The 25577-nt window shown below is 53.3% G+C and carries 16 protein-coding genes, 6 tRNA genes and 3 rRNA genes; 2 read left to right on the forward strand and 23 right to left on the reverse strand.

All coding sequences use genetic code 11. From position 1 onward, the window contains the following. Positions 1 to 54: 54 nt before the first annotated feature. The 12 genes from rpoB to R0140_RS25840 all read right to left on the reverse strand — a co-directional run bounded on the left by rpoB (position 55) and on the right by R0140_RS25840 (position 10055). Positions 55 to 4083, reverse strand: a complete 4029-nt coding sequence (rpoB, locus tag R0140_RS25785) for a DNA-directed RNA polymerase subunit beta (protein ID WP_008808005.1) — start codon at positions 4081 to 4083, stop codon at positions 55 to 57. Positions 4084 to 4407: 324 nt separating this feature from the next. Continuing rightward, a complete protein-coding gene (gene rplL / locus R0140_RS25790) occupies positions 4408 to 4773 on the reverse strand; it encodes a 50S ribosomal protein L7/L12 (RefSeq protein ID WP_002884142.1) in 366 nt (121 codons plus the stop codon). 66 nt (positions 4774 to 4839) lie between these two features. Then, positions 4840 to 5337 (reverse strand): 50S ribosomal protein L10, encoded by a 498-nt coding sequence (gene rplJ / locus R0140_RS25795; protein WP_001207203.1) that lies wholly within the window; start codon positions 5335 to 5337, stop codon positions 4840 to 4842. A 414-nt stretch (positions 5338 to 5751) separates the two neighbouring features. Continuing rightward, positions 5752 to 6456, reverse strand: a complete 705-nt coding sequence (rplA, locus tag R0140_RS25800; RefSeq protein WP_008808006.1) for a 50S ribosomal protein L1 — start codon at positions 6454 to 6456, stop codon at positions 5752 to 5754. Between the two features lie 3 nt (positions 6457 to 6459). Beyond that, the gene (gene rplK, locus R0140_RS25805; protein ID WP_008808007.1) at positions 6460 to 6888 is read right to left on the reverse strand and encodes a 50S ribosomal protein L11; all 429 of its coding nucleotides are present in this window, start codon (positions 6886 to 6888) and stop codon (positions 6460 to 6462) included. 156 nt (positions 6889 to 7044) lie between these two features. Further along, on the reverse strand, positions 7045 to 7590 hold the full coding sequence (nusG, locus tag R0140_RS25810) for a transcription termination/antitermination protein NusG (RefSeq protein ID WP_007665882.1): 546 nt from the start codon (positions 7588 to 7590) through the stop codon (positions 7045 to 7047). A gap of 1 nt (position 7591) precedes the next feature. Then, a complete protein-coding gene (gene secE, locus R0140_RS25815) occupies positions 7592 to 7975 on the reverse strand; it encodes a preprotein translocase subunit SecE (protein ID WP_002883772.1) in 384 nt (127 codons plus the stop codon). Between the two features lie 338 nt (positions 7976 to 8313). Then, entirely contained in the window at positions 8314 to 9498 is a 1185-nt protein-coding gene (gene tuf, locus R0140_RS25820) for an elongation factor Tu (protein ID WP_012543214.1), read from the reverse strand. A gap of 115 nt (positions 9499 to 9613) precedes the next feature. Further along, positions 9614 to 9689: transfer RNA gene (locus tag R0140_RS25825), tRNA-Thr, on the reverse strand. 5 nt (positions 9690 to 9694) lie between these two features. Beyond that, positions 9695 to 9769, reverse strand: a tRNA-Gly gene (locus R0140_RS25830). Between the two features lie 115 nt (positions 9770 to 9884). Next, positions 9885 to 9969, reverse strand: a tRNA-Tyr gene (locus R0140_RS25835). Positions 9970 to 9979: 10 nt separating this feature from the next. Next, positions 9980 to 10055 (reverse strand) — tRNA-Thr (locus R0140_RS25840). Between the two features lie 418 nt (positions 10056 to 10473). On the opposite strand from R0140_RS25840, the gene coaA reads away from it, so the two are divergent. Beyond that, a complete protein-coding gene (coaA, locus tag R0140_RS25845; protein ID WP_012543215.1) occupies positions 10474 to 11424 on the forward strand; it encodes a type I pantothenate kinase in 951 nt (316 codons plus the stop codon). Positions 11425 to 11450: 26 nt separating this feature from the next. On the opposite strand, the gene birA is transcribed toward coaA, so the two are convergent. The 11 genes from birA to pepQ form a co-directional block, all read right to left on the reverse strand. After that, a complete protein-coding gene (birA, locus tag R0140_RS25850; protein ID WP_008808010.1) occupies positions 11451 to 12413 on the reverse strand; it encodes a bifunctional biotin--[acetyl-CoA-carboxylase] ligase/biotin operon repressor BirA in 963 nt (320 codons plus the stop codon). Next, entirely contained in the window at positions 12410 to 13438 is a 1029-nt protein-coding gene (gene murB / locus R0140_RS25855; RefSeq protein WP_032736967.1) for a UDP-N-acetylmuramate dehydrogenase, read from the reverse strand. The genes birA and murB overlap by 4 nt, the downstream gene beginning before the upstream one ends. A 290-nt stretch (positions 13439 to 13728) precedes the next feature. Next, positions 13729 to 13844, reverse strand: a 5S ribosomal RNA gene (gene rrf / locus R0140_RS25860). Positions 13845 to 13940: 96 nt separating this feature from the next. Beyond that, positions 13941 to 16844 (reverse strand): 23S ribosomal RNA (locus tag R0140_RS25865). 177 nt (positions 16845 to 17021) lie between these two features. Next, positions 17022 to 17097, reverse strand: a tRNA-Ala gene (locus tag R0140_RS25870). Positions 17098 to 17133: 36 nt separating this feature from the next. Next, positions 17134 to 17210 (reverse strand) — tRNA-Ile (locus R0140_RS25875). A 69-nt stretch (positions 17211 to 17279) separates the two neighbouring features. Further along, positions 17280 to 18819: ribosomal RNA gene (locus R0140_RS25880) — 16S ribosomal RNA — on the reverse strand. Together the 16S, 23S and 5S rRNA genes with 2 tRNA genes alongside form the textbook arrangement of a ribosomal RNA operon. 388 nt (positions 18820 to 19207) lie before the next feature. Next, positions 19208 to 19741 carry a menaquinone-dependent protoporphyrinogen IX dehydrogenase gene (hemG, locus tag R0140_RS25885; protein ID WP_012543216.1) on the reverse strand — a complete coding sequence of 178 codons (534 nt, stop codon included), beginning with the start codon at positions 19739 to 19741 and terminating at the stop codon, positions 19208 to 19210. Between the two features lie 11 nt (positions 19742 to 19752). Next, complete coding sequence (gene trkH, locus R0140_RS25890) at positions 19753 to 21204, reverse strand: Trk system potassium transporter TrkH (RefSeq protein ID WP_008807923.1); 1452 nt, start codon at positions 21202 to 21204, stop codon at positions 19753 to 19755. Between the two features lie 39 nt (positions 21205 to 21243). Then, positions 21244 to 21858 (reverse strand): IMPACT family protein, encoded by a 615-nt coding sequence (locus tag R0140_RS25895; protein WP_008807924.1) that lies wholly within the window; start codon positions 21856 to 21858, stop codon positions 21244 to 21246. Then, positions 21858 to 23189 carry a Xaa-Pro dipeptidase gene (pepQ, locus tag R0140_RS25900; RefSeq protein WP_012969182.1) on the reverse strand — a complete coding sequence of 444 codons (1332 nt, stop codon included), beginning with the start codon at positions 23187 to 23189 and terminating at the stop codon, positions 21858 to 21860. The genes R0140_RS25895 and pepQ overlap by 1 nt, the downstream gene beginning before the upstream one ends. A gap of 191 nt (positions 23190 to 23380) precedes the next feature. Between pepQ and fadB the strand changes: the two genes are divergently transcribed. Then, entirely contained in the window at positions 23381 to 25570 is a 2190-nt protein-coding gene (gene fadB, locus R0140_RS25905; RefSeq protein ID WP_032741615.1) for a fatty acid oxidation complex subunit alpha FadB, read from the forward strand. The last annotated feature ends 7 nt before the right edge of the window (positions 25571 to 25577 follow it).

Here is a 25577-nt window from a genome sequence, read left to right on the forward strand (position 1 = left end):
GCACAATCTGGCGCCGGGTTTTATCCCGGCACCAGTGACCTGTTTGAGCGAGAGTTACTCGTCTTCCAGTTCGATGTTGATGCCCAGCGAGCGGATTTCTTTCAACAGTACGTTGAAGGATTCCGGCATGCCCGGTTCCATCTGGTGGTTGCCGTCCACGATGTTTTTATACATCTTGGTACGACCGTTCACGTCATCAGACTTAACGGTGAGCATTTCCTGCAGGGTGTAGGCCGCGCCATAAGCTTCCAGCGCCCACACTTCCATCTCACCGAAGCGCTGACCACCGAACTGCGCCTTACCACCCAGCGGCTGCTGAGTAACCAGGCTGTAGGAACCGGTGGAACGAGCGTGCATTTTGTCGTCGACCAGGTGGTTCAGTTTCAGCATGTACATGTAACCCACGGTTACCGGACGTTCGAACTGTTCACCGGTGCGGCCGTCAAACAGGGTGATCTGACCGGAAGTCGGCAGGTCGCCCAGCTGCAGCAGCTCTTTGATTTCAGCTTCTTTCGCACCGTCGAATACCGGCGTTGCGATCGGCATGCCTTTACGCAGGTTTTCAGCCAGACGCAGAACTTCTTCATCGCTGAAGGTATTCAGGTCAACTTTCTGGCGAACGTCAGCGCCCAGATCGTAAGCACGCTGGATGAATTCGCGCAGTTTCGCGACTTCTTGCTGCTGTTTCAGCATGGCGTTGATCTTATCGCCGATGCCTTTCGCAGCCATACCCAGGTGAGTTTCCAGGATCTGACCGATGTTCATACGAGACGGTACGCCCAGCGGGTTCAGTACGATATCTACCGGCGTACCGTTAGCATCGTGCGGCATATCTTCGATCGGGTTGATCTTAGAGATAACACCCTTGTTACCGTGACGGCCTGCCATCTTATCACCAGGCTGGATACGGCGTTTAACGGCCAGGTATACCTTAACAATCTTCAGCACACCCGGTGCCAGATCGTCGCCTTGGGTGATTTTACGGCGTTTCGCTTCGAGTTTTTTCTCGAACTCGTGTTTCAGTTCGTCATACTGCTCAGCCAGTTGCTCCAGCTGATTCTGTTTCTCTTCGTCGGTCAGGCCCAGTTCCAGCCAGCGATCGCGCGGCAGTTTGTCGAGCTTCTCAGCTTCAACGCCACCGGAGACCAGCACCGCGTAGATACGACTGAACAGACCGGCTTCGAGGATCTGCAGTTCTTCAGACAGGTCTTTCTTCGCCTGCTTCAGCTGCATCTCTTCGATTTCCAGCGCACGTTTGTCTTTTTCTACGCCATCACGGGTAAAGACCTGAACGTCGATAACGGTACCAGAGACACCGTTCGGTACGCGCAGAGAAGAGTCTTTAACGTCAGACGCTTTCTCACCGAAGATCGCACGCAGCAGTTTCTCTTCCGGCGTCAGCTGGGTTTCACCTTTCGGCGTTACCTTACCAACCAGAATGTCGCCGCCGGTCACTTCCGCGCCGATATAAACGATACCGGACTCATCCAGTTTAGAGAGCGCAGCTTCACCCACGTTCGGGATGTCAGCGGTGATCTCTTCCGGCCCCAGCTTGGTGTCACGGGACACGCACGCCAGTTCCTGAATGTGGATGGTGGTGAAACGGTCTTCCTGAACAACACGCTCGGAGACGAGGATGGAGTCTTCGAAGTTGTAGCCGTTCCACGGCATGAACGCTACGCGCATGTTCTGACCCAGCGCCAGTTCACCAAGGTCGGTGGATGGGCCGTCGGCCAGCACGTCGCCGCGCTCAATGGGTTCGCCCAGGGACACGCAAGGCATCTGGTTGATGCAGGTGTTCTGGTTAGAACGGGTGTACTTGGTCAGGTTATAGATGTCGATACCTGCTTCGCCCGGGTACATCTCGTCTTCGTTAACTTTGATAACGATACGGGAAGCATCCACGTACTGAACGGTACCGCCACGTTTAGCCACCGCAGTAACACCGGAGTCAACGGCAACAGCACGTTCCATACCGGTACCAACCAGCGGCTTATCAGCGCGCAGAGTCGGAACCGCCTGACGTTGCATGTTCGCACCCATCAATGCACGGTTGGCGTCATCGTGCTCCAGGAACGGGATCAGGGACGCACCGACGGATACCACCTGCTGGGTGGATACGTCCATGTAGTCAACTTGGTCGCGGCTGAACAAGCTGGATTCGCCTTTGCTACGGCAGGTAACCAGGTCTTCTACGAAGTGGCCGTTTTCATCCAGGTTGGAGTTCGCCTGAGCAATAACGTAGTTGCCTTCTTCGATAGCAGACAGGTAGTGAATTTCATCGGTAACCACACCGTCGGTCACTTTACGATACGGGGTCTCAAGGAAACCGTATTCGTTAGTCTGTGCGTACACGGACAGGGAGTTGATCAGACCGATGTTCGGACCTTCAGGCGTTTCGATTGGACATACGCGACCGTAGTGCGTCGGGTGTACGTCTCGAACTTCGAAGCCTGCGCGTTCACGGGTCAGACCGCCTGGGCCGAGTGCGGAGATACGACGTTTGTGCGTAATCTCAGACAGCGGGTTGTTCTGGTCCATAAACTGGGACAGCTGGCTGGAACCAAAGAACTCTTTCACTGCTGCGGAAATCGGCTTGGCGTTGATCATATCCTGAGGCATCAGGGTATCCAGATCGCCCAGAGACAGACGCTCTTTAACCGCACGCTCTACACGTACCAGGCCAACGCGGAACTGGTTTTCCGCCATTTCGCCAACGGAACGGATACGACGGTTGCCGAGGTGGTCGATATCATCGACTTCGCCTTTACCGTTACGGATATCGATGAGCTTCTTCATCACTTCAATGATGTCGTCTTTGCTCAGGATACCGGAACCTTCGATTTCGTCGCGCAGCAGAGAACGGTTGAACTTCATACGACCAACCGCGGACAGATCGTAGCGGTCTTCGGAGAAGAACAGGTTCTCAAACAGGCTTTCAGCCGCTTCGCGAGTCGGCGGCTCACCCGGGCGCATCATGCGGTAGATTTCTACCAGCGCGCTCAGACGATCGTTGGTCGGGTCGACGCGTACCGTTTCAGAAATGTACGGACCGTGGTCCAGATCGTTGGTGAACAGCGTTTCGATACGCTTGTGGCCGGACTGGCTCAGTTTAGCCAGCAGATCCAGGCTCAGCTCCATGTTCGCCGGGCAGATCAGTTCGCCGGTCGCTTCGTCGATGTAGTCTTTAGAAGCAACTTTACCCGCGATGTACTCAACCGGAACTTCGATATGTTTGATATCGTCTTTTTCCAGCTGGCGAATGTGGCGCGCAGTAATACGACGGCCTTTCTCAACGTACACTTTACCGTTGGCTTCGATATCGAAGGAGGCGGTTTCACCGCGCAGACGCTCCGGTACCAGCTCCATCTGCAGCTTGTTGTCGCGAATTTCAAAGACCACTTTCTCGAAGAACAGGTCAAGGATCTGCTCAGTGGTGTAATTCAGCGCGCGCAGAATGATGGTTGCCGGCAGTTTACGACGACGGTCGATACGAACGAACAGGTTGTCTTTCGGGTCGAATTCGAAGTCCAGCCAGGAACCGCGGTAAGGGATGATACGTGCGTTATACAGGACCTTACCGGAGGAGTGGGTCTTACCTTTGTCACTGTCAAAGAAGACGCCCGGGCTACGGTGCAGCTGAGAAACGATAACACGCTCGGTACCGTTGATAACAAAGGTACCGTTGTCGGTCATGAGCGGGATTTCGCCCATGTAGACTTCTTGTTCTTTGATGTCTTTAACGGTGCCTTCCGGCGCTTCGCGCTCGTAGATCACCAGACGCAGTTTTACGCGCAGCGGTGCAGAATAAGTCACGCCACGGATCTGACATTCTTTAACATCAAAAACAGGTTCGCCCAGACGGTAGCTGACGTATTGCAGCTCTGAATTACCGCTGTAGCTCTGAATCGGGAATACGGAACGGAAGGCTGCTTCCAGACCATACTGCCCTTCAGGATCTTGCTCGATAAACTTCTGGAACGAATCAAGCTGGATAGAAAGGAGATAAGGTATGTCCAGAACTTGTGGACGTTTACCAAAATCCTTACGAATACGTTTTTTCTCGGTATAGGAGTAAACCATAGGGTTCCTCAGCTCGCTGACAAGTCGACCCGTCTGCCTAAGTAAGGCAGTTTTTTATGCAACACTATTTTGTTGACCGGAAAATGGAACACTTTCCGCAATACCTGTTGCTATCACGCTTAAACCATTTCGTTGCGATTTACACAGCCCAGGAACCCTAACCTGTCGCAGTATATTAAGTCGTCGATAGAAACAAGCATTGTCAGGCAAACCAGCAGTCAAACAGTGTGAAATGCTACTGGCGCCTTACAGCGCAAAAAGGCTGGTGACTAAAAAGTCACCAGCCTCAGCCTGATTTCTCAGGCTGCAACCGGAAGGGTTGGCTTATTTAACTTCAACTTCAGCGCCAGCTTCTTCCAGAGATTTTTTCAGAGCTTCAGCGTCGTCTTTGCTGATGCCTTCTTTCAGTGCAGCCGGAGCAGATTCTACCAGGTCTTTAGCTTCTTTCAGACCCAGGCCAGTTGCGCCACGTACTGCTTTGATAACAGCAACTTTGTTAGCGCCAGCAGCTTTCAGAATTACGTCGAATTCAGTTTTTTCTTCAGCAGCTTCAACCGGGCCAGCAGCTACAGCTACAGCAGCAGCAGCGGAAACACCGAATTTTTCTTCCATTGCAGAGATCAGCTCAACAACGTCCATTACGGACATAGCGGATACTGCTTCAATGATTTGATCTTTAGTGATAGACATTTAAATTGTTCCTGAATATCAGAATAAGTTTATACGTAAGCGAATGCTTTATAAAGATAACTGCGATTAAGCAGCTTCTTTCGCATCGCGTACAGCAGCCAGAGTACGAACCAGTTTGCCAGCCGAAGCTTCTTTCATGGTTGCCATCAGGCGTGCAATTGCTTCTTCGTAGGTCGGCAGAGTTGCCAGGCGGTCGATCTGCGACGCCGGGATCAGCTCACCTTCAAAGGCAGCGGCTTTGACCTCAAATTTTGCATTCGCTTTCGCGAACTCTTTGAACAGACGAGCAGCAGCGCCCGGGTGTTCCATAGAGTATGCAATCAGGGTCGGACCAACAAACGTGTCTTTCAGGCACTCGAACTGAGTACCTTCAACGACGCGGCGCAGCAGGGTGTTACGAACAACACGCATGTATACGCCAGCTTCACGACCTGCTTTACGCAGTTCAGTCATTTTATCTACAGTTACGCCACGGGAATCCGCAACTACTGCAGACAGCGCGCCTTTGGCTACTTCGCTGACTTCAGCAACAATCGCTTGTTTGTCTTGAAGATTTAAAGCCATTAGCTTTGCTCCTGGATGTTTGCCAGAGCTTATGCTCTGGAACTCACTTCACTCAATTCAACGAAAAGAGCGTCTAAATACGGTGAGCAGAAACAAGCCAGAGTATCCAAAAAATAATCTTAGCGTTCTGTCACCGTCTACGCAGGGGATTAAGTTTCTTGCGAAACACCTGCGGTCTTCGACGGAGGCCTGGATAGGCCAGGCTCCAACGAACAAATTCTTTCTATGACTTCGTCCTTCGAACCGCAGCGGCGTTAGCTGCTCTCGTTCACACCGGTCATGTAGTTAACTACACTCCCGGTGATTCACTCGATTGCTGCCTTGCTGCAATTCAAATGACTCGCATAGCGTCTGTCTTATTGACAGAATCGTGGGGGTAAGATTGTAGACAAAATCACCGCCCACGTAAAGGCATTAGTTTGCAGAAGCGTTCAGGCCAGCCTGATCTACTGCAACACCTGCACCCATGGTGGTGGAGATGCTAACTTTCTTGATGTACACGCCTTTCGCCTGAGTCGGTTTTGCTTTTTTCAGCGCAACCAGCAGAGCTTCCAGGTTTTCTTTCAGTTTGTCAGCGTCAAAGTCCACTTTACCGATGGTGGTGTGGATGATGCCGTTTTTGTCGTTACGATAACGAACCTGACCTGCTTTAGCGTTCTTAACCGCTTCAGCAACGTTAGGGGTTACGGTACCCACTTTCGGGTTTGGCATCAGGCCGCGCGGACCCAGAACCTGGCCCAGCTGGCCAACAACGCGCATTGCATCCGGGGAAGCAATAACAACGTCAAAGTTCATTTCGCCTTTCTTGATCTGGTCAGCCAGATCTTCCATACCTACCAGCTCAGCGCCTGCAGCTTTAGCAGCTTCAGCGTTTGCGCCCTGGGCAAATACGGCAACGCGAACAGAACGGCCAGTACCGTGCGGCAGTACAGTTGCACCACGTACGTTCTGGTCAGATTTACGAGCATCGATGCCCAGGTTTACAGCAACGTCAACGCTTTCAACGAACTTAGCAGTAGCCAGTTCTTTCAGCAGAGAGATGGCTTCGTTGATGTCATACTGTTTAGTTGCATCAACTTTGTCACGGATCACGGACATGCGCTTGGTCAGTTTAGCCATTTCTTAGTCCTCCACTACCAGGCCCATGGAACGTGCAGTACCTTCGATGGAGCGAGTCATCGCTTCAATGTCGGCACCAGTCATGTCGGCAGCTTTGGTCTGCGCGATTTCCTGCAGCTGAGCGCGGGAAATTTTACCCACTTTATCTTTGTTCGGCTTACCAGAGCCGGACTTGATACCAGCCGCTTTTTTCAGCAGAACTGCTGCCGGCGGGGTTTTGGTAACGAAAGTGAAAGAACGGTCAGCGTAAACGGTGATAACAACCGGGATTGGCAGACCTTTTTCCATGGATTCAGTTTTTGCGTTGAACGCTTTGCAGAATTCCATGATGTTAACGCCCTGCTGACCCAGTGCTGGACCAACCGGCGGACTCGGGTTTGCCATACCAGCTGCAACCTGCAGCTTGACGTAGGCTTGTACTTTCTTAGCCATTCTTAAATCCTCAAATTGGGTATTAACGCTTCAGAGAAGCTCCCCGTGATTAAACATCGTTTTACGGGCCAGGCCCATAAAAACAAAAGGCGCGAAATTGTATGCCAATTTCGCGCCCTATGCAACGATTAAATCGCTGCTTTTTTGATCGCCGGCTTACGCCTTCTCAACCTGACCGAAGTCCAGTTCTACCGGCGTCGCACGACCGAAGATAGAAACAGAAACTTTCAGGCGGGACTTCTCATAGTCCACTTCTTCAACGACGCCGTTAAAGTCAGCGAACGGACCATCGTTGACACGAACCATTTCGCCCGGCTCAAACAGCGTTTTCGGACGCGGCTTATCGCCAACCTGCTGCAGGCGGTTCATGATGGCATCGACTTCTTTGTCGCTGATCGGCGCCGGACGGTCGGAAGTACCGCCGATGAAGCCCATCACACGCGGTACGCTGCGCACCAGGTGCCAGCTCGCGTCGTTCATGACCATCTGAACCAGAACGTAGCCAGGGAAGAATTTACGTTCGCTTTTGCGACGCTGGCCGCCACGGATTTCAACCACTTCTTCGGTTGGAACCATGACTTCGCCAAACAACTCTTCCATGTTGTGTAATTTGATATGTTCACGCAGCGAAGTAGCTACGCGACCTTCAAAACCGGAAAACGCCTGAACGACGTACCAGCGCTTTTTAGGAGCTTCAGACATCTCAGAACCTCAGGCCAGTGATAAAGGAGACCAGGCGAACCAGAATACCATCCAGTCCCCACAGGATCAGTGACATTACTGCAGTCACGGCAGCAACAATCAGCGTAGTATGCAGCGTTTCCTGGCGAGTCGGCCAAATCACTTTACGCACTTCAGTTCGCGCTTCGCGAGCAAAAGCAACGGTCGCCTTACCTTTCGTCGTCAACAGCGCGACGCCACCGGCAGCAGCAATAAGAATAACCACGGCCAGCGCACGCACCGCCAGCATAATGTCGCGATAAAGGAAGTTGCCCACGATCGCCACGATCAGCAGCACGGCAACGATAATCCACTTCATCGCTTCCAGGCCGCGCCCGCTCCCTTGAGCTTCGGTATTCGCACTCATAAACCAACCTGTCAGAAGTATTCTACAAACAATTTCACCCCGCGGGGGCGAGGCGATCCAAACCGAAATTAAGTTTCGGATTATACACTGAACGCGTTCAAACTGCTTCAACGCTGGCGGTTCTGGCGCCTCTTCCCTGCTATTGCAAAGGAGAACGCTGACTTGCCGTCGCGCTACCGCTCGAATGGTTTGGTGTATAAACGCCCTCTTCAGAGCCTGTCTCAGCAATGATTATGACAAAAAAAATCACTGATGAGCCAGGTTCTGGTATGAAAGCGTGCAAAAAGGGCATCAAATGATGCCCTTTTATTGCGCATTGCGTCAAATGTTATCAGCGATTAGCCGAGAACTTTAGCAACCACGCCCGCGCCAACGGTACGACCGCCTTCACGGATTGCGAAACGCAGACCATCGTCCATCGCGATCGGGTGGATCAGGGTAACAACCATTTTGATGTTGTCGCCCGGCATAACCATCTCTACGCCTTCCGGCAGTTCGATGGTGCCAGTCACGTCAGTAGTACGGAAGTAGAACTGCGGACGGTAGCCTTTGAAGAACGGAGTATGACGGCCGCCTTCGTCTTTGGACAGGATGTACACTTCAGATTCGAACTTGGTGTGCGGCTTGATGCTGCCCGGCTTAGCCAGTACCTGACCACGTTCGATTTCTTCACGTTTGATACCACGCAGCAGAACACCAACGTTCTCACCAGCACGGCCTTCGTCCAGCAGTTTGCGGAACATTTCAACGCCAGTACAGGTGGTCTTCGCGGTTTCTTTGATACCAACGATTTCAACTTCTTCACCGACTTTGATGATACCGCGCTCTACACGACCGGTAACAACGGTACCACGACCGGAGATGGAGAATACGTCTTCAATCGGCAGCAGGAACGGCTTGTCAATCGCACGCTCTGGTTCCGGGATATAGGTATCCAGGTGGCCAGCCAGTTCGATGATTTTCGCTTCCCACTCTGCGTCGCCTTCCAGCGCTTTCAGAGCAGAACCACGAACGATCGGGGTGTCGTCGCCCGGGAAATCGTACTGAGACAGCAGTTCACGAACTTCCATCTCAACCAGTTCCAGCAGCTCTTCGTCATCAACCATGTCGCATTTGTTCAGGAACACGATGATGTACGGAACGCCTACCTGACGACCCAGCAGGATGTGCTCACGAGTCTGCGGCATCGGGCCGTCAGTCGCAGCAACAACCAGGATCGCGCCGTCCATCTGCGCAGCACCGGTGATCATGTTTTTAACATAGTCGGCGTGGCCCGGGCAGTCTACGTGCGCGTAGTGGCGAGTCGGGGTGTCATATTCAACGTGAGAGGTGTTGATGGTGATACCACGAGCTTTTTCTTCCGGTGCGTTATCGATCTGGTCGAATGCACGAGCAGAACCACCGTAGGTTTTAGCCAGAACGGTAGTGATGGCAGCGGTCAGCGTTGTTTTACCATGGTCAACGTGGCCGATAGTACCGACGTTAACGTGCGGTTTTGTACGTTCAAACTTTTCTTTAGACATCGATTGTCCCTCTAAGACACGGATAAATCGGTGATATCACCACATCAACCAGGCAACATGCCCGACTTGTTGAATGAAAATAACAGAAGAGAAACAGGGAAGGAGAGAAAAGAAGTGGTGCTGATACCCAGAGTCGAACTGGGGACCTCACCCTTACCAAGGGTGCGCTCTACCAACTGAGCCATATCAGCACGTCTGGAGCGGGCAGCGGGAATCGAACCCGCATCATCAGCTTGGAAGGCTGAGGTAATAGCCATTATACGATGCCCGCATCCTGAAACTCGGCTACCCAGTTCTTTCTGTAATACTAAAGAGACTGCTCTCTTTAGTATTGAGCTGATTAGTTTACCCAACCAACTCCGGCTACGCAAAGCGTCGCCAGAAAGTGGTGGTGGGGGAAGGATTCGAACCTTCGAAGTCGATGACGGCAGATTTACAGTCTGCTCCCTTTGGCCGCTCGGGAACCCCACCCAAATTGTTATGGTGCCGACTACCGGAATCGAACTGGTGACCTACTGATTACAAGTCAGTTGCTCTACCTACTGAGCTAAGTCGGCATCAAGTAGCGCGCATTCTAGGGAGAGGAGCGAGTTCATGCAACTAAAAATTTGCATAAAACGTTCTCTTGCTCACATTTTGTGCTCTTACACGAAAAAACGGTGTAATTTCAAACAGGGCAGTGCAAATATTCGCCAGCAATCCAGCTCATCAGGAGCGGTTCCAGTCACCCGCTGATGCCCAGGATGTATGCGGACGACTGACAGAAAGGTAACGGGCCGTTAGCACTATCCTGCTGGTTTACTACGAATAAGAAACTTATTCCTCTCTTGTGATGCTGGCGCGAGAAAGCAGCATTCAATGAGTTTTTTTCTTATTATTCCCGGCAATCTGGTGTTACCCTCCTGCCCATTGTCCTGATTAACTCGTGTGAAGCATCGCCGTTTCAACGTATACGGCGATGGTAAGAACATGCTTATGAGCCAAAAAGAGCAGACGTTAATGACACCGTACCTACAATTTAACCGCCACCAATGGGCTGCACTTCGTGATTCTGTCCCGATGACGTTAACCGAGGATGAAATCACGCGGTTAAAAGGCATCAACGAAGATCTCTCTCTGGAAGAGGTTGCCGAGATCTATTTGCCGCTGTCGCGTTTGCTCAACTTCTATATCAGTTCTAACCTGCGTCGTCAGGCTGTTCTCGAACAATTTCTTGGCACCAACGGTCAACGCATTCCCTATATCATCAGCATCGCTGGCAGCGTTGCGGTGGGGAAAAGCACCACCGCGCGTGTACTGCAGGCCTTGCTTAGCCGTTGGCCGGAGCACCGCCATGTTGAACTCATCACTACTGACGGTTTTTTGCACCCTAACTCAGTATTGAAAGAACGCGGATTAATGAAGAAGAAAGGCTTCCCGCAGTCCTATGATATGCATCGACTGGTGAAGTTTGTCTCCGATCTTAAATCAGGTGTACCGCAGGCAACCGCGCCGGTTTATTCCCATCTGATTTATGATGTTATTCCCGACGGCGATAAAACCGTCGCGCAGCCGGATATTTTAATTCTTGAGGGACTCAACGTTCTGCAAAGTGGAATGGATTATCCGCACGATCCTCATCATGTATTTGTATCCGATTTTGTCGATTTTTCTATTTATGTCGATGCACCGGAAGAATTACTGAAAAGCTGGTATATCAACCGTTTTCTCAAATTCCGAGAAGGGGCGTTTACCGATCCTGACTCCTACTTCCACAATTACGCTAAGCTGTCGAAGGAAGAGGCGGTGGATATTGCCACCTCGCTATGGAACGAGATTAACTTAATGAATCTTAAAGAAAACATCCTTCCAACCCGCGAACGTGCCAGCCTGATCATGACCAAAAGCGCCAATCATTCTGTGAATCAAGTACGCTTACGTAAATAAAGCAAAGGGAGCCGAAGCTCCCTTTTTTATTCTGCGCTGCGCAATGATATTTCACCGCCAACCCAGGCTTTTATCACCCCATCCTGTTCCAGCAATAGTGCGCCTTGCGCATCAATGCCCCGGGAAATTCCATAGATTTCTTTATCACCGATAATGAGTTTTACCGGGCGATGAATAAAGTTATCCAGTTTCTCCCAGCGCGGCAGATAGGGCGCTAACCCTTCCTGCTCGAACAGTTCCAGGCCCAGACGTAGCTCTTTAATCAGGCGCGCGGCGAGGAGGTTGCGGTCGATGACAACCCCCGCCTCCTGAAGGCTTATCCACCCCTGATTGACCACGTCAGACTCCACGCGACGCATCACAAGATTGATACCCGCGCCACTAACGATTTGTGCAGCATCACCCGTTTTCCCGGTCAGTTCCACGAGGATCCCTGACAGTTTACGATCTTGCAGGTAAATATCGTTTGGCCATTTCACACGAACCTGATCGGCCCCGAGCTGCTGCAAAACTTCAGCGATCACGATACCAATCACCAGGCTGAGTCCAATAGCCGCCGCCGGCCCCTGCTCCAGGCGCCAGTACATCGAGAGATAAAGATTGGCGCCAAAGGGCGAGAACCATTTTCTACCTCGCCGTCCTCGCCCTGCCTGCTGATATTCAGCCACACAGGCATCCCCGGATGTCAGCTCATCAAGCCTGTCCAGTAAATACTGGTTAGTGGAGTCAATCACGGGGAGAACCGTCACTCGGCCATGTTCAATCTGTTGGGAAATCTTTTTCTCATCCAACAGATGAATGGGCTCCGGCAGGCTGTAACCCTTGCCTGGCACTGTAAACACATCGACGCCCCAGTCGCGTAAGGTCTGGATATGCTTATTAATCGCCGCCCGGCTCATACCTAACTGCTCACCAAGCTGTTCACCTGAGTGGAACTCGCCATCAGCCAGGATAGAAATCAACGTTAAGGGAATAGTATGGTCTTTCACGCAATGCTCTCCTCTGCGTTGACTTCACCATGCGTTCCAATGAAGCGCACCTCGGGCTGAAGCCATACATCGAATTTCTTACCCACCTGCTGGCGAACGTAATGGGCTAGTTTTACCACGTCCTCGCTGGTCGCTCGATCTTCATTAATGAGTACCAGGGCCTGTTGTCGATGGACGGCCGCGCCGCCAATGCGTTGCCCTTTGAGCTGACATTGATCGATTAACCAGCCCGCGGCCAGCTTGACGGTGCCGTTTGCCTGCGGATAATGCGGCGCCCGGGGGAATTGCGCCAGCAGCGCTTCAGCAACCTGAGCGCTGACGATCGGATTCTTAAAGAAACTTCCGGCATTGCCGTTAATCCTGGGATCCGGCAACTTAGTCATTCGCATATGACAAACGGAATCGAATACCTGCTGCGGGGTGACGGTCTGTGGATCAAGACGCGTTAAATCACCGTAACTCAGTACAGGCTGCCATGCTTTCGCTAACGTTAAACCAATCGCGACGATGGCGTAGCGATCCTGATATTCATGTTTAAAGATACTGTCACGGTAGCCGAAACGGCATTCCGCCGCTGAAAGACGCTGCTTACGACCCGTTTCCAGCTCAATGCAGTCCACATAGTTGCAAACCCGCTGGAGCTCGACACCGTAGGCGCCAATATTCTGGATCGGCGAAGATCCTGCGCAGCCAGGGATCAATGCCAAATTTTCCAGACCTGGCATCGCATGCTGTAGCGTGAACTGCACCAATTGATGCCAGTTTTCGCCGGCGCCGACGTGCAAGCACCAGGCTTCCGGCGTTTCGCTCACCTCGATCCCCATAATTCGGTTGAGGATCACCGTACCGGCATAGTCGTTCAGAAACAGGACATTACTACCTTCCCCAAGGATCAGCGTGGGTTCGCCTGCCGCGACAGCAGTTTGCCAAGCGCTTAATAACTGCTGCTCAGTTTCGGCGCGTACAATCGTCCTGGCGGAGCGCTCAATGCCAAAGGTATTCCAGGGTTTGAGGGAGTGGTTCATAGTGGCTTCCTGATGCAAAATCGGCGTTAGTTTACCGTATCTGGCGGGGGAAGGCTTGCCTGATTGCAGGGGCAGTGATATTGGGGGCGTTACCGGTAATGATGCGGTGTACCGGTCCGGGCTACAGGTCGTGCAGGGCGGGTGCGAATCCGTAGCCCCGGTAAGCGCAGCGCCACCGGGGAGACATACCCCACACAGCAAAAAACCCCGCACCTTTCGGGACGGGGTTCTTGTTAAAACGCAAAAACAAAAGGCCCAGTCTTTCGACTGAGCCTTTCGTTTTATTTGATGCCTGGCAGTTCCCTACTCTCACATGGGGAGACCCCACACTACCATCGGCGCTACGGCGTTTCACTTCTGAGTTCGGCATGGGGTCAGGTGGGACCACCGCGCTATCGCCGCCAGGCAAATTCTGTTTTCAACACGTCCTGCGGACGCATCGATTAATCTGTATCACGCTGAAAATCTTCTCTCAAATCCGCCAAAACAGCTTCGGCGTTGTAAGGTTAAGCCTCACGGTTCATTAGTACCGGTTAGCTCAACGCATCGCTGCGCTTACACACCCGGCCTATCAACGTCGTCGTCTTCAACGTTCCTTCAGGAGACTTATAGTCTCAGGGAGAACTCATCTCGGGGCAAGTTTCGTGCTTAGATGCTTTCAGCACTTATCTCTTCCGCATTTAGCTACCGGGCAGTGCCATTGGCATGACAACCCGAACACCAGTGATGCGTCCACTCCGGTCCTCTCGTACTAGGAGCAGCCCCCCTCAATTCTCCAGCGCCCACGGCAGATAGGGACCGAACTGTCTCACGACGTTCTAAACCCAGCTCGCGTACCACTTTAAATGGCGAACAGCCATACCCTTGGGACCTACTTCAGCCCCAGGATGTGATGAGCCGACATCGAGGTGCCAAACACCGCCGTCGATATGAACTCTTGGGCGGTATCAGCCTGTTATCCCCGGAGTACCTTTTATCCGTTGAGCGATGGCCCTTCCATTCAGAACCACCGGATCACTATGACCTGCTTTCGCACCTGCTCGCGCCGTCACGCTCGCAGTCAAGCTAGCTTATGCCATTGCACTAACCTCCTGATGTCCGACCAGGATTAGCTAACCTTCGTGCTCCTCCGTTACTCTTTGGGAGGAGACCGCCCCAGTCAAACTACCCACCAGACACTGTCCGCAACCCCGGTCAGGGGCCTACGTTAGAACATCAAACATTAAAGGGTGGTATTTCAAGGTTGGCTCCACGCAGACTGGCGTCCACGCTTCAAAGCCTCCCACCTATCCTACACATCAAGGCTCAATGTTCAGTGTCAAGCTATAGTAAAGGTTCACGGGGTCTTTCCGTCTTGCCGCGGGTACACTGCATCTTCACAGCGAGTTCAATTTCACTGAGTCTCGGGTGGAGACAGCCTGGCCATCATTACGCCATTCGTGCAGGTCGGAACTTACCCGACAAGGAATTTCGCTACCTTAGGACCGTTATAGTTACGGCCGCCGTTTACCGGGGCTTCGATCAAGAGCTTCTCCTTACGGATAACCCCATCAATTAACCTTCCGGCACCGGGCAGGCGTCACACCGTATACGTCCACTTTCGTGTTTGCACAGTGCTGTGTTTTTAATAAACAGTTGCAGCCAGCTGGTATCTTCGACTGGTCTCAGCTCCGTCCGCAGGGACTTCACCTACACACCAGCGTGCCTTCTCCCGAAGTTACGGCACCATTTTGCCTAGTTCCTTCACCCGAGTTCTCTCAAGCGCCTTGGTATTCTCTACCTGACCACCTGTGTCGGTTTGGGGTACGATTTAATGTTACCTGATGCTTAGAGGCTTTTCCTGGAAGCAGGGCATTTGTTACTTCAGCACCGTAGTGCCTCGTCATCACACCTCAGCGTTAAAAGGTACCGGATTTACCTGGAACCTCCGCCTACATGCTTAAACCGGGACAACCGTCGCCCGGCTAACATAGCCTTCTCCGTCCCCCCTTCGCAGTAACACCAAGTACAGGAATATTAACCTGTTTCCCATCGACTACGCCTTTCGGCCTCGCCTTAGGGGTCGACTCACCCTGCCCCGATTAACGTTGGACAGGAACCCTTGGTCTTCCGGCGAGCGGGCTTTTCACCCGCTTTATCGTTACTTATGTCAGCATTCGCACTTCTGATACCTCCAGCAACCCTCACAGGCCACCTTCGCAGGCTTACAGAACGCTCCCCTACCCAACAACACATAGTGTCGCTGCCGCAGCTTCGGTGCATGGTTTAGCCCCGTTACATCTTCCGCGCAGGCCGACTCGACCAGTGAGCTATTACGCTTTCTTTAAATGATGGCTGCTTCTAAGCCAACATCCTGGCTGTCTGTGCCTTCCCACATCGTTTCCCACTTAACCATGACTTTGGGACCTTAGCTGGCGGTCTGGGTTGTTTCCCTCTTCACGACGGACGTTAGCACCCGCCGTGTGTCTCCCGTGATAACATTCTTCGGTATTCGTAGTTTGCATCGGGTTGGTAAGTCGGGATGACCCCCTAGCCGAAACAGTGCTCTACCCCCGAAGATGAGTTCACGAGGCGCTACCTAAATAGCTTTCGGGGAGAACCAGCTATCTCCCGGTTTGATTGGCCTTTCACCCCCAGCCACAAGTCATCCGCTAATTTTTCAACATTAGTCGGTTCGGTCCTCCAGTTAGTGTTACCCAACCTTCAACCTGCCCATGGCTAGATCACCGGGTTTCGGGTCTATACCCTGCAACTTAACGCCCAGTTAAGACTCGGTTTCCCTGCGGCTCCCCTATACGGTTAACCTTGCTACAGAATATAAGTCGCTGACCCATTATACAAAAGGTACGCAGTCACACCCGAAGGTGCTCCCACTGCTTGTACGTACACGGTTTCAGGTTCTTTTTCACTCCCCTCGCCGGGGTTCTTTTCGCCTTTCCCTCACGGTACTGGTTCACTATCGGTCAGTCAGGAGTATTTAGCCTTGGAGGATGGTCCCCCCATATTCAGACAGGATACCACGTGTCCCGCCCTACTCTTCGAGTTCACAACCTGTGCATTTTGGTGTACGGGACTATCACCCTGTACCGTCGGACTTTCCAGACCGTTCCACTAACACACAAGCTGATTCAGACTCTGGGCTGCTCCCCGTTCGCTCGCCGCTACTGGGGGAATCTCGGTTGATTTCTTTTCCTCGGGGTACTTAGATGTTTCAGTTCCCCCGGTTCGCCTCGTTAACCTATGTATTCAGTTAACGATAGTGCAACGAATTGCACTGGGTTTCCCCATTCGGACATCGCCGGCTGTAACGGTTCATATCACCTTACCGACGCTTTTCGCAGATTAGCACGTCCTTCATCGCCTCTGACTGCCAGGGCATCCACCGTGTACGCTTAGTCGCTTAACCTCACAACCCGAAGATGTTTCGTAAAACACCATCGTGTCGCGAAAATTTGAGAGACTCGAACACACTTAAACAGTGTGTCGTTTCAATTTTCAGCTTGATCCAGATTTTTAAAGAGCAAAACTTCGCAGTGCACCTTTTCAGGTTCACTCTGAAGTTTTCTTGTGTTTGCAGTAAAGATGGTGGAGCTATGCGGGATCGAACCGCAGACCTCCTGCGTGCAAAGCAGGCGCTCTCCCAGCTGAGCTATAGCCCCATCGTTTGCAACCTCTTCAAATTTGCTTCGCAAATTTGGTAGGCCTGAGTGGACTTGAACCACCGACCTCACCCTTATCAGGGGTGCGCTCTAACCACCTGAGCTACAAGCCTGTAGAGGTTTTTACTGCTGTTTTTCATCAGACAATCTGTGTGAGCACTACAAAGGCAGGTTCTTTAAGGTAAGGAGGTGATCCAACCGCAGGTTCCCCTACGGTTACCTTGTTACGACTTCACCCCAGTCATGAATCACAAAGTGGTAAGCGCCCTCCCGAAGGTTAAGCTACCTACTTCTTTTGCAACCCACTCCCATGGTGTGACGGGCGGTGTGTACAAGGCCCGGGAACGTATTCACCGTAGCATTCTGATCTACGATTACTAGCGATTCCGACTTCATGGAGTCGAGTTGCAGACTCCAATCCGGACTACGACATACTTTATGAGGTCCGCTTGCTCTCGCGAGGTCGCTTCTCTTTGTATATGCCATTGTAGCACGTGTGTAGCCCTGGTCGTAAGGGCCATGATGACTTGACGTCATCCCCACCTTCCTCCAGTTTATCACTGGCAGTCTCCTTTGAGTTCCCGGCCTAACCGCTGGCAACAAAGGATAAGGGTTGCGCTCGTTGCGGGACTTAACCCAACATTTCACAACACGAGCTGACGACAGCCATGCAGCACCTGTCTCACAGTTCCCGAAGGCACCAATCCATCTCTGGAAAGTTCTGTGGATGTCAAGACCAGGTAAGGTTCTTCGCGTTGCATCGAATTAAACCACATGCTCCACCGCTTGTGCGGGCCCCCGTCAATTCATTTGAGTTTTAACCTTGCGGCCGTACTCCCCAGGCGGTCGATTTAACGCGTTAGCTCCGGAAGCCACGCCTCAAGGGCACAACCTCCAAATCGACATCGTTTACAGCGTGGACTACCAGGGTATCTAATCCTGTTTGCTCCCCACGCTTTCGCACCTGAGCGTCAGTCTTTGTCCAGGGGGCCGCCTTCGCCACCGGTATTCCTCCAGATCTCTACGCATTTCACCGCTACACCTGGAATTCTACCCCCCTCTACAAGACTCTAGCCTGCCAGTTTCGAATGCAGTTCCCAGGTTGAGCCCGGGGATTTCACATCCGACTTGACAGACCGCCTGCGTGCGCTTTACGCCCAGTAATTCCGATTAACGCTTGCACCCTCCGTATTACCGCGGCTGCTGGCACGGAGTTAGCCGGTGCTTCTTCTGCGGGTAACGTCAATCGATGAGGTTATTAACCTCACCGCCTTCCTCCCCGCTGAAAGTGCTTTACAACCCGAAGGCCTTCTTCACACACGCGGCATGGCTGCATCAGGCTTGCGCCCATTGTGCAATATTCCCCACTGCTGCCTCCCGTAGGAGTCTGGACCGTGTCTCAGTTCCAGTGTGGCTGGTCATCCTCTCAGACCAGCTAGGGATCGTCGCCTAGGTGAGCCGTTACCCCACCTACTAGCTAATCCCATCTGGGCACATCTGATGGCATGAGGCCCGAAGGTCCCCCACTTTGGTCTTGCGACGTTATGCGGTATTAGCTACCGTTTCCAGTAGTTATCCCCCTCCATCAGGCAGTTTCCCAGACATTACTCACCCGTCCGCCGCTCGTCACCCGAGAGCAAGCTCTCTGTGCTACCGCTCGACTTGCATGTGTTAGGCCTGCCGCCAGCGTTCAATCTGAGCCATGATCAAACTCTTCAATTTAAGTTTGATGCTCGTGAATTAAACTTCGTAATGAATTACGTATGTTCACTCAGAGACTTGGTATTCATTTTTCGTCCGAGGACGTTAAGAATCCATGTCACTTTGAGTGCCCACACAGATTGTCTGATAAATTGTTAAAGAGCAGTGCCGCTTCGTTTTTCGCTGCGGCGCGGGGTGTGCATATTACGCTTTCCCGCTTCAGAGTCAAGCATTTATTTTTGCTTTTCTCTGCGAGGTTCTCACCGGAACCCCGCTGACCCGGCGGCTTGTTTGCCGTTGTTCCGTGTCAGTGGAGGCGCATTATAGGGAGTAATTCTGAGGTGACAAGGGGAAATTCAAAAAAACTTTTCGTTCGCTCGATTTTCCATCACAACGCGAGTTTTACGCGCTATTTGCGCGCCATTTGTGCGATTTCCCGAGCAAACCGGGATACTTGTTGCCAGTCGGTATAGACCACTTCTTTGCGGGTATCCGTTTCCCCCCCGGTCATTTTCATAATCAGGCGGATCATAAACCGATCGTACCAGCTGTAGCGCGGGTAGCGCAGCGCGCCGGCAAATACCGCGCAGCTCTGCGGCTGCCACGGCGAGTTCAGCAGAAACTTACGCGTATAGCTGTTGGTCTGCGGCGTGCGCTTCTCGGGTTTACGCGCCACCAGGTTAACAGAGAAGAATGCTCCCGGCAGCGCCTGCAATGATGCCAGATGCTTTTTCACAAAGCGGTCCACCGCCGGATGAAAGTGCCCGTAGCGAATCGACGCGCCGATGACCACCCGATCGTAGTGATGCCATTCGACGACATCGGTACGGTTCAGGTTCAAGGTGTCCGCGTCGATGCCCAGCTCTTTCAGCTCGGAGGCCAGAAACGAAGCGATTTCACGGGTCTGCCCGTCGCGGGTGGAGAAGAGTATTAAAGTTTTCACGAGCACTCCTGTTATTCGCGCCAGAAAGTGGGAGTAAAGAGCACCAGTAAGGTGAACACTTCCAGACGACCAAACAGCATATTAGCAATCAGGATCCATTTCGCGACCGGGTTCATAGTGGCAAAGTTGTCCGCGACAACGCCAAGCCCAGGCCCGAGGTTGTTCAACGTCGCCACCACGGAGGCGAAGGCAGAGAAATCATCCACCCCGGTGGCGATAATAGCCAACATACTAATGATAAAGACCAGCGCATAGGCGGAGAAGAATCCCCACACGGCTTCAAGAATACGTTCCGGCAAGGCGCGGTTACCTAACTTGATGCTATAAACCGCATTCGGGTGTACCAGACGCTTAAGCTCACGGTTGCCCTGCTTAAACAGCAACAGGATACGGATCACCTTTAAGCCACCGCCCGTGGACCCGGCACAGCCGCCGATAAATGCGGAGCAGAGCAGCAACACCGGCAGGAATAGCGGCCAGCGCGCAATGCTATCGGTGGTGAATCCCGCGGTGGTCGCCATCGACACCACCTGGAAAAAAGCCTGATTCAGCGTCGTCAGCACCGACCCATACACGTTATGAAGCCATAGCACCAGCGTACAGATGATGACCAGCGTCAACTGGACGCCAATGAACATGCGAAATTCTGGGTCGCGCCAGTACACCTTCAGGCTACGTCCGCTCAATAACGAAAAATGCAGACCGTAGTTACAGCCAGAGATCAGCAAAAAGATCGCGATGATAGAGTTAATCATCGGGCTATTGAAATAGCCGACGCTGGCATCGTGAGTCGAGAAACCGCCGATGGCGATAGTGGCAAAGCTGTGCCCAATCGCATCGAACGCCGGCATACCGGCAAACCAGAGCGCCAATGCGCAGGCTATCGTCAATAACACATAGATAAGCCACAGCGTCTTCGCCGTCTCGGCGATACGCGGGCGCATTTTGTTGTCTTTCAACGGACCGGGCATTTCCGCGCGGTAGAGCTGCATCCCCCCGACGCCGAGGATAGGCAGAATCGCCACCGCCAGCACAATGATCCCCATGCCGCCGAACCATTGCAGCATCTGCCGGTAAAAGAGGATTGCATGAGGTAATGAGTCCAAACCCACCAGGGTGGTCGCTCCGGTCGTCGTCAGGCCGGAAAATGACTCGAAGAAGGCATCGGTCACCGTCAGGTTCGGCTGCTCGGCGAAAATAAAGGGCAAGGCCCCCACGCTCCCCAGCACGGTCCAGAACAGCACCACAATCAGAAACCCTTCGCGGGATTTCAGTTCGCCTTTTTGTTTACGATTCGGCCACCACAGCATGGAGCCAATCGCCAGCGCAACAAAAAAGGTTTGCGTGAAGGCCCGCCCCGCGCCATCGCGATATATCAGGGCCACTAATCCCGGAACGATCATCGTCCCCGAAAATAAGATGACCAACAGTCCAACGATTCGGGTTATGGCGCGAAAATGCATCTCTGGCGCTTCCTTTGATAGGCAAAAAAACAGAGGGGATTATTCGTCAATCTTCAGTAATTGCAATGAACCGCGACTAAAATCAGCCAGTTTTGCTGAAAAAGCCGCCACTTCGGCCCGGGGAAGCGCCACGCGCAGCCGAACCGACGCCAGATATTCGCTTTCGACTACCTTCCCGGAGAATTGGGCGAGCAGCGCTTCGATACCGGCCAGTTGCCCATACTCACATTGCAAAGTATATGCTGTTAACGGCGTCTTGCGCTGCGTCGTCAGCTGCGCCAGCGCCTGATGAACACCGCCGCCATAGGCTTTCACCAGGCCGCCGGTGCCCAGCAGGATACCACCGTAGTAGCGCACGACGACAGCGGTTATCTCACCCACGCCGCACCCCATCAGTTGCGCCAGCATCGGTTTACCCGCCGTCCCCGCCGGTTCGCCATCGTCAGAAAACCCCAGCTGTTGCGAATCATCAGGCGGCCCGGCGACCCACGCCACGCAGTGGTGGCGGGCATCAGGGTGATCCGCTCTGACGGACTCGACAAACGCTTTTGCCGCCGCCACGCCGTCGGTATGCGCCAACAGCGTGATAAAACGGCTTTTTTTAATCTCCTCAACGACGGTAACCGGCGCCGCCGGGATTAACCAGCTTTCCATTAAGCCAGCTTCAGATCGCGCGTCATATTTTCAATGCTGTTTTCGTGAACCACCACGTTATCTTCGATACGGATCCCGCCAAACGGCTTCATGGCGTCAATTTTCTGCCAGTTGAAGTGCTTGCTGAACGGGCCTTCACGCCACGGCGCCAGTAACGACTCGATGAAGTAGATGCCGGGTTCAATAGTCAGCACCATGCGCGGCTCGATAATACGGGTGCAGCGCAGATACGGGTATTTCGACGGCGCCGCCAGATGCGTACCGGTGTCATCCTGCATAAAGCCAGCGACATCATGCACCTGCAGACCCAGCGGATGGCCAATCCCGTGCGGCATAAACGGCCCGGTCAGGTCATTCTCCACCATCGCCTCTTCGCTTATGTCGGTAACCAACTGGTGTTTACGCAGTAGCTTTGCGATGCGCTGATGGAACTGGATATGGTAATCAACATAACGAGTCCCGGCCTTCATGGTGCTAATCAGCGCCAGCTGCTCGTCATTAACGTCTTTGATCAGATGGGCAAAGTCGTTGTCGCCGTGCGCCGCCCAGGTTCGCGTCAGATCCGCGGCATAGCCGTTATATTCTGCGCCAGCGTCGAGCAGGAAGCTGCGCATCTCCGCCGGGGCGCGATGATCCAGTTTGGTGTAGTGCAGGACGGAGGCATGCTCATTCAGCGCGACAATGTTGCTGTAAGGCACGTCGGTATCGCGGTGACCAGTGGCGGTGAGATAGGCCTGGTTGATATCGAATTCGCTCATCCCGGACTGGAAAGCTTCATAGGCCGCGCGATGACCATTGACCGCCGATTTCTGCGCTTCACGCATACAGGCCAGCTCGTAATCCGTTTTGTAAGCCCGATAGTAGTGCAGGTAATCGATAACCCCTTTCGGGTTGATCTTATCCGCAGCGATACCCAGCCCCAGCGCGCGCTCCGGTACCGGCCCAATATAACCGATATTACCGCGAGCGGCAGGTAGCTGGCTGCCGATGCCATCGGCCTTCGGCAGAGCAATGACGTCAACTTCTTCGGTCCAGAATGCGGTCGGTAGCGGCTCGACGTTGTGCCAGTAATCGACCGGCAGATAGAACCACAGCTTCGGTTTGTTAACGCCATCCACCAGCAGCCAGCAGTTAGGCACCTGCGTCACTGGCACCCAGGCTTTGAACTGCGGATTGACCTTGAACGGGTACGGGTGGTCGTCAAGGAAGACGTTAACCAGCTCACCGGAGTGAATCAGCAGCGCATCCATCTGAAAACGGGCCAGCACGTCGCGGGTACGTTCTTGTAGGGTAACAATATGATTTTTATAGAGCGCGGACAGGGATTCCATCTTTCATCCTTTGCTTTTATGGGATCGTGATACTCCGCATCTTAGCACATCACCCTGCGTGCGGGTGATTTCCGCCGGATGTGATCCGACCAGCAATTATTTAAAGAGTAATTTGCAATTCTTTAACATAAATTCCACACTCCGTTTCATCTGGTATGACCAGATCATATTGCTGGATTCAGGAGACTGACATGCTCTACAAAGGCGACACCCTGTACCTCGACTGGCTGGAAGATGGCATCGCCGAACTGGTGTTCGATGCCCCAGGTTCGGTCAACAAGCTTGATACCGCAACCGTAGCCAGCCTCGGTCACGCGCTGGACGTACTGGAAAAACAAAACGATCTCAAAGGTCTGCTGCTGCGCTCTGAAAAAGCGGCGTTTATCGTCGGCGCGGATATCACCGAATTCCTCTCGCTGTTCCTGGTCCCTGAGGAGCAGTTAAGCCAGTGGTTGCATTTTGCTAACAGCGTTTTCAATCGTCTGGAAGATCTTCCCGTCCCGACGATCTCTGCCGTCAATGGTTACGCGCTGGGCGGCGGTTGTGAATGCGTCCTGGCGACCGATTACCGCCTGGCGACGCCGGATCTGCGTATCGGTCTGCCGGAAACCAAGCTTGGCATTATGCCGGGCTTCGGCGGTTCTGTGCGTCTGCCACGCTTGCTCGGCGCCGATAGCGCGCTGGAAATTATTGCCGCCGGGAAAGACGTCGGCGCCGATCAGGCGCTGAAAATCGGCCTGGTGGATGGTGTGGTCGCAGCGGAAAAACTGCGTGACGGCGCGCTGGCGATCCTGCGTCAGGCGATTAATGGCGATCTGGACTGGAAAGCAAAACGTCAGCCGAAACTAGAGCCGCTGAAGCTCAGCAAAATTGAAGCTACCATGAGCTTCACGATTGCCAAAGGCATGGTCGCGCAAACGGCCGGGAAACATTACCCGGCGCCGATCACCGCGGTGAAAACCATTGAAGCCGCCGCACGTCTTGGTCGTGAAGAAGCCCTGGTGCTGGAAAATAAAAGCTTTGTCCCGCTGGCCCATACCAATGAGGCCCGCGTGCTGGTTGGTATCTTCCTGAACGACCAGTACGTCAAAGCGAAAGCGAAAAAGTTGACCAAAGATGTCGAGACGCCGAAGCATGCTGCTGTCCTGGGCGCTGGCATTATGGGCGGCGGTATCGCATACCAGTCGGCCTGGAAAGGCGTGCCGGTGGTGATGAAAGACATTAGCGACAAATCGCTGACCCTGGGCATGACCGAAGCGGCGAAACTGCTGAATAAACAGCTGGAACGCGGCAAAATCGACGGTCTGAAGCTGGCCGGAGTGATCAGCACCATTCAGCCAACCCTGGAATACAGCGGTTTTGATCGCGTCGACGTGGTTGTTGAAGCGGTGGTCGAAAACCCGAAAGTGAAGAAAGCGGTGCTGGCCGAAACCGAGGCAAAAGTGCGCCCGGATACCGTGCTGGCATCCAACACCTCAACAATCCCCATCAGCGAACTGGCCAGCGTTCTGCAACGCCCGGAAAACTTCTGCGGTATGCACTTCTTTAACCCGGTGCATCGCATGCCGCTGGTTGAAGTGATCCGCGGCGAAAAAACCTCGGATAAGACCATTGCCAAAGTTGTGGCCTGGGCCAGCAAAATGGGCAAAACGCCGATCGTGGTCAATGATTGTCCCGGCTTCTTCGTTAATCGCGTCCTGTTCCCCTACTTCGCCGGCTTCAGCCAGCTGCTGCGCGACGGCGCGGATTTCCGCAAAGTCGACAAAGTGATGGAAAAACAGTTTGGCTGGCCAATGGGCCCGGCCTATCTGCTGGATGTTGTCGGCATCGATACCGCCCACCATGCTCAGGCCGTGATGGCGGCGGGCTTCCCGCAGCGGATGCAGAAAGATTATCGCGACGCCATCGACGCCCTGTTTGACGCCAACCGTTTCGGCCAGAAGAACGGCCTCGGTTTCTGGCGTTATAAAGAAGACAGCAAAGGTAAGCCGAAGAAAGAAGAAGACGCTGCCGTCGACAGCCTGCTGGCCGACGTCAGCCAGCCGAAGCGCGATTTCAGCGATGAAGAGATTATCGCCCGCATGATGATCCCGATGGTTAACGAAGTCGTCCGCTGCCTGGAAGAAGGCATTATCGCCAGCCCGGCGGAAGCGGATATGGCGCTGGTATACGGCCTGGGCTTCCCTCCGTTCCACGGCGGCGCATTCCGCTGGCTGGACACCATCGGCAGCGCGAAGTATCTCGATATGGCACAGCAATACCAGCACCTTGGCCCGCTGTATGAAGTGCCAGCCGGTCTGCGTGACAAAGCGCGCCATAACGAAGCGTATTATCCCCAGGTAGAGCCAGCCCGTCCGGTTGGCGCTCTGAAAACGGCTTAAGGAGTCA

Source organism: Klebsiella sp. w6 (assembly GCF_033100215.1).
Lineage (GTDB): Bacteria > Pseudomonadota > Gammaproteobacteria > Enterobacterales > Enterobacteriaceae > Klebsiella > Klebsiella variicola.